Origin of the sequence: Sphingobacterium sp. UBA1897 (assembly GCF_002337775.1) — a bacterium.
GTDB lineage: Bacteria > Bacteroidota > Bacteroidia > Sphingobacteriales > Sphingobacteriaceae > Sphingobacterium > Sphingobacterium siyangense.
Genome location: NZ_DDGR01000002.1, coordinates 39,419 through 49,108, shown reverse-complemented (window position 1 = coordinate 49,108; position 9,690 = coordinate 39,419). Strand labels below are relative to the sequence as shown.

Below are 9,690 nucleotides of genomic sequence, written 5' to 3'. Positions count from 1 at the left end.
TGCTTGCTTGCTTGCTTGCTTCGTAAAAAATATAGCAGGAGAAAATTAATACCCTACATTTTGCTTCAACGTTCCTTTGCTATTATCGATGACAGCTTGTGGAATTGGCCACAATTCATTTTTTCCAGCTTTGAACGATCTATTTTCAGAGAAAAAACGATCAGTTAACGAAGTATAGGTAACCTTGCCTGTTTTAGGATCCACCGTACCTTTGGACAGCGCGCCATTTACAGGACCATTCATTACGTCTTTGGCTATTCCCCAACGAATAATATCAAAGCGACGACGTCCTTCTCCGGCGAATTCTACACGCAGCTCACGACGTACCAATTCACGCAGTTTGCTCTGGCCACTGTATACGGCTTTGTCTACTTTTGGCATCTTAGCGCGCTGGCGAACTAGATCGATATTATCATATACGGTATTATCGATAATCCCCAATTCAATCTTTGCTTCCGCATTTAACAAAAGCATTTCGGCATAACGCATCACAATAATGTTGGTACCTACGTTCCAAATGTTCGCATAACTGCTCGGATTTTGGATATATTTTTTATAGTTGTAAGCTGTGCTGGATGCATTATCTGGACCAGATGGATAATCTTCCGATTTCGGATTTAATGGATCGAAATATTTACCATTGTACAGTGCTCCTGGGTAAACAATTGTTGCGCCCAGGCGTGGATCTCTTTTTTCATATGGACTGGCAGGGTCATAAGATTTTGACTCGCCAATAGTCTGTCCATCGGCAGTTTCGTAAGCATCTACCAGACTCTGTGTTGGTACAATAGACCCCCATCCCCCCATTGAATTGGGCAGCATAATACCAAGTGAAGTATATCCTTGAATATTTACCAAATATTCGATATTCATCATGACCTCACTGTTATTTTCATTTGCCTCTTCAAATAAGGTCGCATAATCATCGAATAATTTATAATTAGCCGAAGAAATGATCTCCTGTGTTGTATTGATGACATCCTGGTATTTCTTCTCAAAAGCATAACAGCGCGCCAATAAACCAAGGGCAGCACCTTTGGACATACGGCCGCCACCCTTAGCAAACGACAAATCTGCAGCAGCTTCTTTCAATTCTTTTTCCACAAATTCCAATACTTGCTTTTGCGTATTTGCAGGCACAAACGAATTTTCTGTCGTCAAAGTTTTCGTAATGATAGGCACTCCCCCAAATAAGGTCGCCAAATCAAAATACTTGTATGCTCGTATAACGCGTACCTCGGCGGTCAGCCGCTTCTTCTTTTCAGCATTAACCGGTGATTTTTCAATATTTTCAAGGATGTAATTGGCTCGACGGATATGCTCGTACGTATAGCGGGCCTCTGCATTTCCAGCGTTTGTCGGTGTTGCGGTGCCATTTCCTAAAGCCTGGAATCCTTCCCAAGGGAAATCACTATTGGAGTTATCCGAAGTACAGTCCATGTAAAAGATCTGTGTACCGTCTTCCCAAGCAGATCCTTCGGCCAGCTTACCGTCGCTTCCCCTTGTACCGCTGTACAAACCTGTTACAGCAAAATCGGTTTCTGCTTCCGTTTTCCAAAAATTATCGGCATTATATGCATCCAACGGTTCCTGATCGAGTTTTTGACAAGAGAACAATAAGGTGGCTACGCTCAATGCAATCGTTATATTTCTAAGTTTCATGATTTTCAATTAAAAGTTTACGTTAAGACCAAACACATTTGTTTTCACTTGTGGGTAGTAATTACCTCTAGAATCCGCTGGAGCCTCCGGATCAAATCCTTTAGCAAAACCAGTAAAAGTCAAGAGGTTTTGCCCACTATAGTATACCTTGGCCCCTTTAATACCGATTCTATCCGTAAACGTTTTTGGTAAGGTATAACCGAAGGTAATGTTCTTCAAGCGGACATAACTTGCATTCTGTATCCAAAAATCGGAAGGAGTGCCTGAAGGACTATTTTGTGACCAACTGGTCAATGCCCTCGGCATCGATCCATTTGGATTGGTCTCTGCATTGAAACGATCTGCAAAAATGGTTGTCGGTTTATCAGATCCCGAGATCCCGCCAATGGCTTCACCCCAAAGATAGCCCTGTACTTTAGCGGCCCCCTGGAAGAATAGGCTCAGATCAAAGTTTTTATAACTCATATTGGACGTCAGACCAAAGATGAATTTCGGATCAGGCGAACCTAGATATACACGGTCATTTCCATCGATTTTTTTATCGCCATTCTGATCTTTATAGATAATATCACCAGCACCTACAGTTCCATTTACGCCTTGAATGCCACTGTTTTTATATTCTTCATCCGAACGATAGATTCCTGCTGTTTCGTAGCCATAAAACGAACGGATTGGTCGGCCCTGCTCATAGATATAGAAAGTTCCATTGACCTGTGGTTCGTCGCTCGCCCATTTTTTAATCTGGTTGTTGATATAAGAACCGTTTGCGGCAATGCTATATTTGAAATCTCCGATACTATTTTGATAATTTACTTGTAGCTCTACCCCATTATTTTGTACTTTCCCTGCATTTTGGTAAGGTGCTGGAAGACCATATAAGTTCGATACAGGCAGTTTTAACAATACCCCATCCGTTTTACGGTCAAAGTATTCAAATACAAAGCCTAGATTATTTTTGAAGTTCAGGTCCAAACCAATGTTGGTGCTTGTCGTTGACTCCCATTTTAATATTGGGTTTGCCGATTCTACGATGGCTCCACCGGAACTGATCTCACCACCAAAAGAATAGTTATAACCAGGAGAAATGGTAAATAAGCCTGGATAATAAGCGTCTGAAGAAGGATATGAATTGTCTGATGTTGCCGCTAATTGTTGGTTTCCTAGTTTACCCCAACCGCCCCTTAATTTCAATTCTGAGATTACATCAGACAACGAGGATTCTTTAAAGAAATCTTCCTGAGAAATACGCCATCCTGCTGAGAAAGACGGGAATGTACTCCAACGATTGCTTCCCAAGAATCGCGATGTTCCATCACGTCTCACATTGGCTTCCAATAGGTACTTATCCGCAAATGCATAATTGATACGACCGAAGAAAGAGCGTAATATTAGCTTTTTGGCTCCCCCATCGACTTTCATTCCGTCTTTGCTGCCCAAATTCAGTTCTGAAAAATCATTATTTAAGAAACCTTGTGCATAAGCACTGGAGTAATCCGCACGGAATGTTTCATCCATAAAACCACCTAAAACATTGATCTGATGGTCACCAATCTTTTTGTCATAGGTCAACAAGGTTTGAAAAGTCAATCGTTCAGATTGAAAGTTGTAAACAGTCAGATTATTCACCCCTTGCTTAGGTCCCAAATCACCGTTCGGTGCATAGTATTGGATGTCTTTGACGAATTTGGAAGACATATTGTCGATCGGTTGAAAGCCAACAACTTGTTTGATCTTCAATCCATCCATAATCTTAAATTCACCGGAGAAATTGACCTGCGTATGTTTATTGATCATATTGTCCTTTGCCTCCAGATCCATCCAAGCGATTGGGTTACCGTCGCTACCACGACCATACACACCATTGCTATATTTGTATGGAATAAAACTAGGAATACGATTTACCTGTCTAAAGATCTGTGCCATGTCACCTGTATAAGGGTTTACGGGTTCGGTAATACGTTGATAGTTATACGCCAGCCCTAAATCAAATCGAAGCCTGGAAGACACTTTTGCCCCCACATTTGTGCGTAAATTATACCGGTCCGAACTCGCTACTTTAATAACACCTTTCTGCCCTAGATAGCCTCCGGAAGCCATATACTGCACATCTTCTGTTCCTCCTGTAACCTGCAAATTATGCGATTGCTGGAAACCTGACCCTTTATACAACAACCCTAACCAATCTGTATTGGGATGACCGTCCGGATCAGATCCATTTTTGAAAAGTTCTAGATCCTGCTGGGAGAAACGCTGCGTCTTCCCTTCATTTTTAAGAGCCTCGTTTAAGATGACAGCATGGTCATAAGAGTTCATATATTCCGGTAGACGTGTTGGATCCTGAATACCGGCATAGCCTGTATAATTCAATTGCGGCTTGCCACTACCGCCCTTTTTCGTCGTAATCAAGATAACGCCGTTTGCAGCCTTAGATCCATAAATTGCTGCACTAGGTCCATCCTTCAGTACCGAAACACTTTCAATATCGTTGGGGTTAATGTTATTCATCGAGCTTTCTATTCCATCGACAATAACAAGCGGATTTGCATTATTGATAGTACCTAGGCCACGGATTCGGATCGTACCGTTGTCTTTACCGGGCTGTCCTGAATTTTGAGTAATTGTTACACCCGAAAATTTACCCTGGATCGCTGAGGATACATTTGTAACGGGACGGTCCTGTAGATCCTTTGACGTGATCGCCTGTACAGCACCAGTTAGATTTACTTTCTTTTGTTTAGCGAATCCCACAACGACCACTTCCTCCAAAGCCTCATTATTACTTTCCAGCTGAATTGATAGGGTCGTTCCTGTAACTGTCACTTCTTTGGTTTTGTAGCCAACGCTGCTAACAAGCAAAATATCTCCCGCTTTAGCTCGAATTGCAAATGTTCCCTTTGCATCTGTCGATGTCGATACCGATGTCCCTTTGACCGAAACAGTCGCAGCCGCAAGAGGACCATCTTCTGCGGTTACTTTCCCGGTAACTTGGTTCTGAGCGGCCTCTTTTGCTGTATGTTTAAATGCAATCGGCATTTCTTCGGCCCACAAATTTTGCGAAGACGCAACAAGAAGAGCAATAGCAAGCAGGCTTACCTTTTGGTTACTTGTAAATTTTGAAATCATAATTAAATAGTTAGTAAAATTGAGTCTGTCAGTTTAGTATTAGAGTGACTGGTTCAGTACGTTAAATTAGAGGGATATTTTATGGGAACAAAACAATGGTGTCACGAAATCGATTGCGCAAATAACGCAATCGATTGTCTTTTATTTATTGAAATTCACTTTGTCACTTTTTTAGTATAAAAAACAATGCAACCGGCTGCATCCAAGCTGAAACGCTGTTGTTATATTAAAAACAAATACTTATATGTTCCATTAATACTTTATTAATGGACTATTAATTGGGTTAATTGTAAATAGCTAATGGAAAACAACTATCTATAACAAAAGCGCTGTTGATCGATGATCAACAGCGCTTTTTACTTTTTTACTTTCTGGCGTGATTATGCTGGTAAGCAAGCTATGTTAGTTTCCCCAATTTCGATTTGCTCTATCCCCCATCACAAATTCCAATGTGCCACCTTTCAGCACGTCGGCATGGGTCAGCTGTGGAACGTTCAGCGGCTGCCCATTTAATTTCGCCGATTGAATGTATTTGTTTTTTGCAGATGCATTCTTGCCGATAATTACAAAAGACTTGCCATTAGGAAGCTGCATGCTCACTTTCTGGAAAAATGGAGAGCCGATGCTGTAGGAAGTCAGACCTGGTGTTACAGGATAGAAGCCCATTTGGGAAAAGACCACAAAAGCTGACATCCCTCCACCGTCTTCATCGCCCGGTACCCCCATAAGATCGTTTCTAAACCACTCACCGATCAGTTTATGTATCCGTTTCTGTGTCATCCAAGGTTGTCCGGCGTAATTGTAGAGATAAGGAATATGCAAAGCCGGCTCGTTCGCCATGGAAAATTGTCCAACATTACCTGTATGATCGGGAAGCTGCGCATAAAAATCAAATTTCGACCGACCCAAAGGTTGCTGAAACATCTCATCAAGGTATTTGACAAACAATTCATTTCCCCCCATCAATTTGATCAGATCCGGAATGTTGTGCTGTACATCCCAACGATATATCCAGGCATTGTTTTCACCATAATACTCCCGTGCTCCCTGTCCGCCAGAAAACACATAATCAAAAGGCATGATAAAATTTCCTTTGTCATCTTTGGGATGGAAAAATTTGGTCTGTTCGTTGAAAAGATTTCTATAATTGAAAGATTGCTTCATAAAGAGATCATAGTCAGCCTGGTTACCCAATTCTTGAGCAAGCTGTGCCAAGCACCATAAGTCGTAAGAGGTACCCAAGGTTACAGCGACAGGCTGTCTCCGTTCAAAACCGTTTACTTCTGGTATCGTTTCTTTCTCACCTGGATATAATGCTGGAATATAGCCTTTCTCCTTAAAAAATTCGTCTAATTTCCCTGCGGCTTTTCCCGACCAAGGAGCTAGCGTCTTTTCTGTAATCGCACCTTTTGCTGCCAGATAGGCTTTCTTGATGTCAAAATTACGCACGCCTTTGCGGTAAGCATCCAACAAAGTTGCTACACCATGATTGGAATTCATCCGTCTACTATCACCCGTAATCTCAGGGAAAGTAGGTAACCAAGGCTGCTCCATCTGTTCAGACATCCGGACAAAAGAATTGAGGATCAAGGATTCTGTGCCAGGCTCTAACAGTACCCGCAATGGATGATGTGCCCGGTAGGAGTCCCAGATCCAGTCATCGGTAAAAAAAGGTTTGCCCTCGTCCTGATGGACCTTACCGTCGAACGCACTATAATAACGGCCATCCTCAGAAATATTGACTGGCCTTTCGTAGGTGCGGTATAAGGAGGTATAAAACACATGTTTATTGGACTCATTGTCGCCTTCCACGGCAATTTTACCTAAAGCGTCGTTCCATATTTTACGGCCTTTTTCAGCCAGCTTCTTTTGATCAAAGTCGCTGATTTCACGCTTTAAATTGGCTTTTGCCTGTGCGACATCGATAAATGAAACACCATATTTCATGCGCAAGCTAGTCCCTGCCTGATTGAACTCCAATACCATACACGAATTCTTACCAACAGCTTCTGTTGCATTTTCAAGTTGTTGGCCTTGCAGTCGCTTTACCGCAACAGGTTTGGATTCGGGAATAGCATAAATATACACGTGCGTACCATTACCAATATCCTGTGTACCCGAAAGTCCCCGTCCATCCCATTGAAGTTTCCCTTCCTGTGAGTTGAACTGAAGGTATTTTGTCGAAGTTGTCGGAAACGTAAAGGTATACATCCCCGACTGATGCGACAGCGCATAGTCTACCTGAATATTCTCTTGATCCAATAGCACCGAATAGGCATACGGATGTATTTCCTCCTGATCGTAACTATACAGTTGTACCGGTTTCAAACTGCCCGGCAATTTCACCATGGGACTAAGATTGAAAGCCGATTTTCCACGATGGCTGGTAACGATAAGCGGCAGACCAAACAGACGGTCTGACGTATAGTCTCCCCGCTCAGGATAAACGCGCAAAAGGCTGTTTGGCAAGTGGACCGTTGGGTAGGTTGGCACCAATAAATGGCTGATGTTTCCCATATAAGGATTGACATAGTCAACATAATCTTTCGTCATTTTAGCTTGGGAAAAACCTTTTAGCATACTGACCGAAAGAAGAGAACAGCAACATATTGTGCGTAACAATGTATTGGTTTTACGTTTGATATTCTTCGTTAGCATTTTAAACAATTAAGTGTTCGATGGTTTAAGGGCGAAACAGTTGTTCCGCCCCTAAAGTTAATTTTTTTTGGCAACATATCGTCTTCGTGTCCATCGATTATTTGGGACCTGTCAATAAGCCAGTCTGCTTTACCTTCTTGATACTGCCATCCTTATTGTACTCCAAGCGGTCTACGCAGATGGAACGAAGCCAATCGTTGAATTCGCCATTTTTTTGTGACAATTCACTGTTATGGTAAAAAGCATACCATTTACCTTTGAACTGCAAGATAAATGTTGATTGATGTAGTGCGTAAAAAAAACGCTACGCTTTACGACTTAATTTGGATGTTGAACGATTATCCCTATATTCGACAAGCCAATCCCATAGGGAACTTGTGCGATTTAAACCAATTTATCAATAGCAGGACATCATGAACATCCTAAAACCTTATTTACTTATCCTTCTCCTACCATTTATTTATTTTGACAGCCTTGCACAGTCCGCAACGAAGAGTATCGATCTTTCCACCTATGGTGTTGTTCCCAACACGGGCACAAATAGTACGGCATTGGTCAATAAAGCTATTCAATCCATCTTCAGCAAGATTGGCAAGAAACAACCTATTATTTTAAAATTCAAAAAGGGACGTTATGACTTTCATCCAGAAGGGGCGCTAACCCGCGAATACTACATCTCCAATCACGATCAGGACAACCCCAAAACCGTAGGTATGGCATTTGAAAATTGCGACAACATCACAATTGATGGACAAGGATCAGACTTTATCTATCATGGACGCATGTTACCTATCGCATTGATCGAGAATAAAAACCTCACGTTGAAAAATATCCACATCGATTTTGAGCGCCCTCAGATCTGCCAGGTCAAGATTTTACAAAACGATACAATCAACGGTACAATTACTTATCAAACTGCACCTTGGGTAACCTATACGATCAAAGACAGCATATTTTACAATACCGGTGAAGGCTGGCAACTGAGACCGACATCGGGGATTGCCTTTGAAGAAAAGACCAAACGGATAGTCTATAATACAAGCGATATCCGCGTGGGCACAACCAAAGTGAAAGAGCTCTCTCAGGGTATTATTCAAGCGCAGCAATGGAAGAACAGCAAGCTTATACCGGGTACCGTCGTTGCCATGCGCGCGGGATTTCGTCCCAGTCCGGGCGTATTTGTCCATAAAGGAAAAAATATACGACTTGAAAATATCGCCGTCCATTACGCCGAAGGCATGGGTTTGCTAGCTCAATTAACGGACAACATCACATTGGAAGGTTTCCGAATTGCACTTCGCAGCGATCAGGATCCGCGTTATTTTACAGCTCAGGCCGACGCAACACATTTTTCGGGTTGCAAGGGTGTTATTGTATCGAAGAATGGACTGTATGAAAATATGATGGATGATGCCATCAATATCCATGGCACCTACCTGAAGATCACCAAACGACTAGACGACAAAACATTGATCGGTCGTTATATGCACGATCAATCCTACGGATTTGACTGGGGCTACCAGGGGGATACGGTCCAATTTATCCGATCCAGTACAATGGAACTCTGGGACCAGAAAAATAAGATCCAATCCATTAGCGTTTTACGCGAGAAAGCCTCAGATCCAATCCGCGAATTCATGATTACATTAAGTAATGCTTTGGACCCAGCTATTGACCCAACAAAAATGGATATTGGCATCGAAAACCTCACATGGACGCCACGTGTGCTATTTAGCGGGAATACCATACGCCACAATCGAGCACGAGGTGCTTTATTCAGCACGCCAAAAAAGACCCTGGTAGAAAACAACCGCTTTGATCATACTTCAGGTACAGCTATTCTCCTGTGTGGCGATGCCAATGGTTGGTACGAAACGGGTAGCTGCCACGATATTCAAATCCGGAACAATACTTTTATCAATGCCTTGACCAATATGTTCCAATTTACCAATGCGATTATATCGATCTATCCAGAAATTCCGGATTTAAAAAATCAGCAGAAATACTTCCATAGCCATATCGTCATCGAAGACAACCGCTTTGAAACCTTCGATAAGCCTATTCTTTACGCCAAATCAGTCAATGGATTGGTCTTTCGCAACAATCAAATCAAGACCAATAAGGAATATCCTGCATTTCATTGGAATAAAAAGCCCTTATTTTTTGAACGTGTCGCAAATAGCATTATTTCAAACAATACGGTAAATGGCAAACAAAGTGATTTAGAAACATTGGATCAATAACAAG

5 protein-coding genes are annotated in these 9,690 nt (G+C 42.0%); 1 reads left to right on the top strand and 4 read right to left on the bottom strand.

From position 1 onward, the window contains the following. Window positions 1-45: 45 nt before the first annotated feature. From B4N43_RS01680 to B4N43_RS01665, 4 genes are all read right to left on the bottom strand, one after another. The gene (locus B4N43_RS01680) at window positions 46-1,662 is read right to left on the bottom strand and encodes a RagB/SusD family nutrient uptake outer membrane protein (RefSeq protein WP_070567424.1); all 1,617 of its coding nucleotides are present in this window, start codon (window positions 1,660-1,662) and stop codon (window positions 46-48) included. A 9-nt stretch (window positions 1,663-1,671) separates the two neighbouring features. Then, a complete protein-coding gene (locus tag B4N43_RS01675; RefSeq protein WP_201639549.1) occupies window positions 1,672-4,785 on the bottom strand; it encodes a SusC/RagA family TonB-linked outer membrane protein in 3,114 nt (1,037 codons plus the stop codon). Between the two features lie 402 nt (window positions 4,786-5,187). Next, window positions 5,188-7,443 (bottom strand): GH92 family glycosyl hydrolase, encoded by a 2,256-nt coding sequence (locus B4N43_RS01670; protein ID WP_088160618.1) that lies wholly within the window; start codon window positions 7,441-7,443, stop codon window positions 5,188-5,190. 97 nt (window positions 7,444-7,540) lie between these two features. Further along, window positions 7,541-7,711, bottom strand: coding sequence for a hypothetical protein (locus tag B4N43_RS01665; RefSeq protein WP_157698393.1), 171 nt, complete (start codon window positions 7,709-7,711; stop codon window positions 7,541-7,543). A 145-nt stretch (window positions 7,712-7,856) separates the two neighbouring features. On the opposite strand from B4N43_RS01665, the gene B4N43_RS01660 reads away from it, so the two are divergent. Continuing rightward, window positions 7,857-9,686 carry a right-handed parallel beta-helix repeat-containing protein gene (locus tag B4N43_RS01660; protein WP_088160617.1) on the top strand — a complete coding sequence of 610 codons (1,830 nt, stop codon included), beginning with the start codon at window positions 7,857-7,859 and terminating at the stop codon, window positions 9,684-9,686. Window positions 9,687-9,690: the final 4 nt, after the last annotated feature.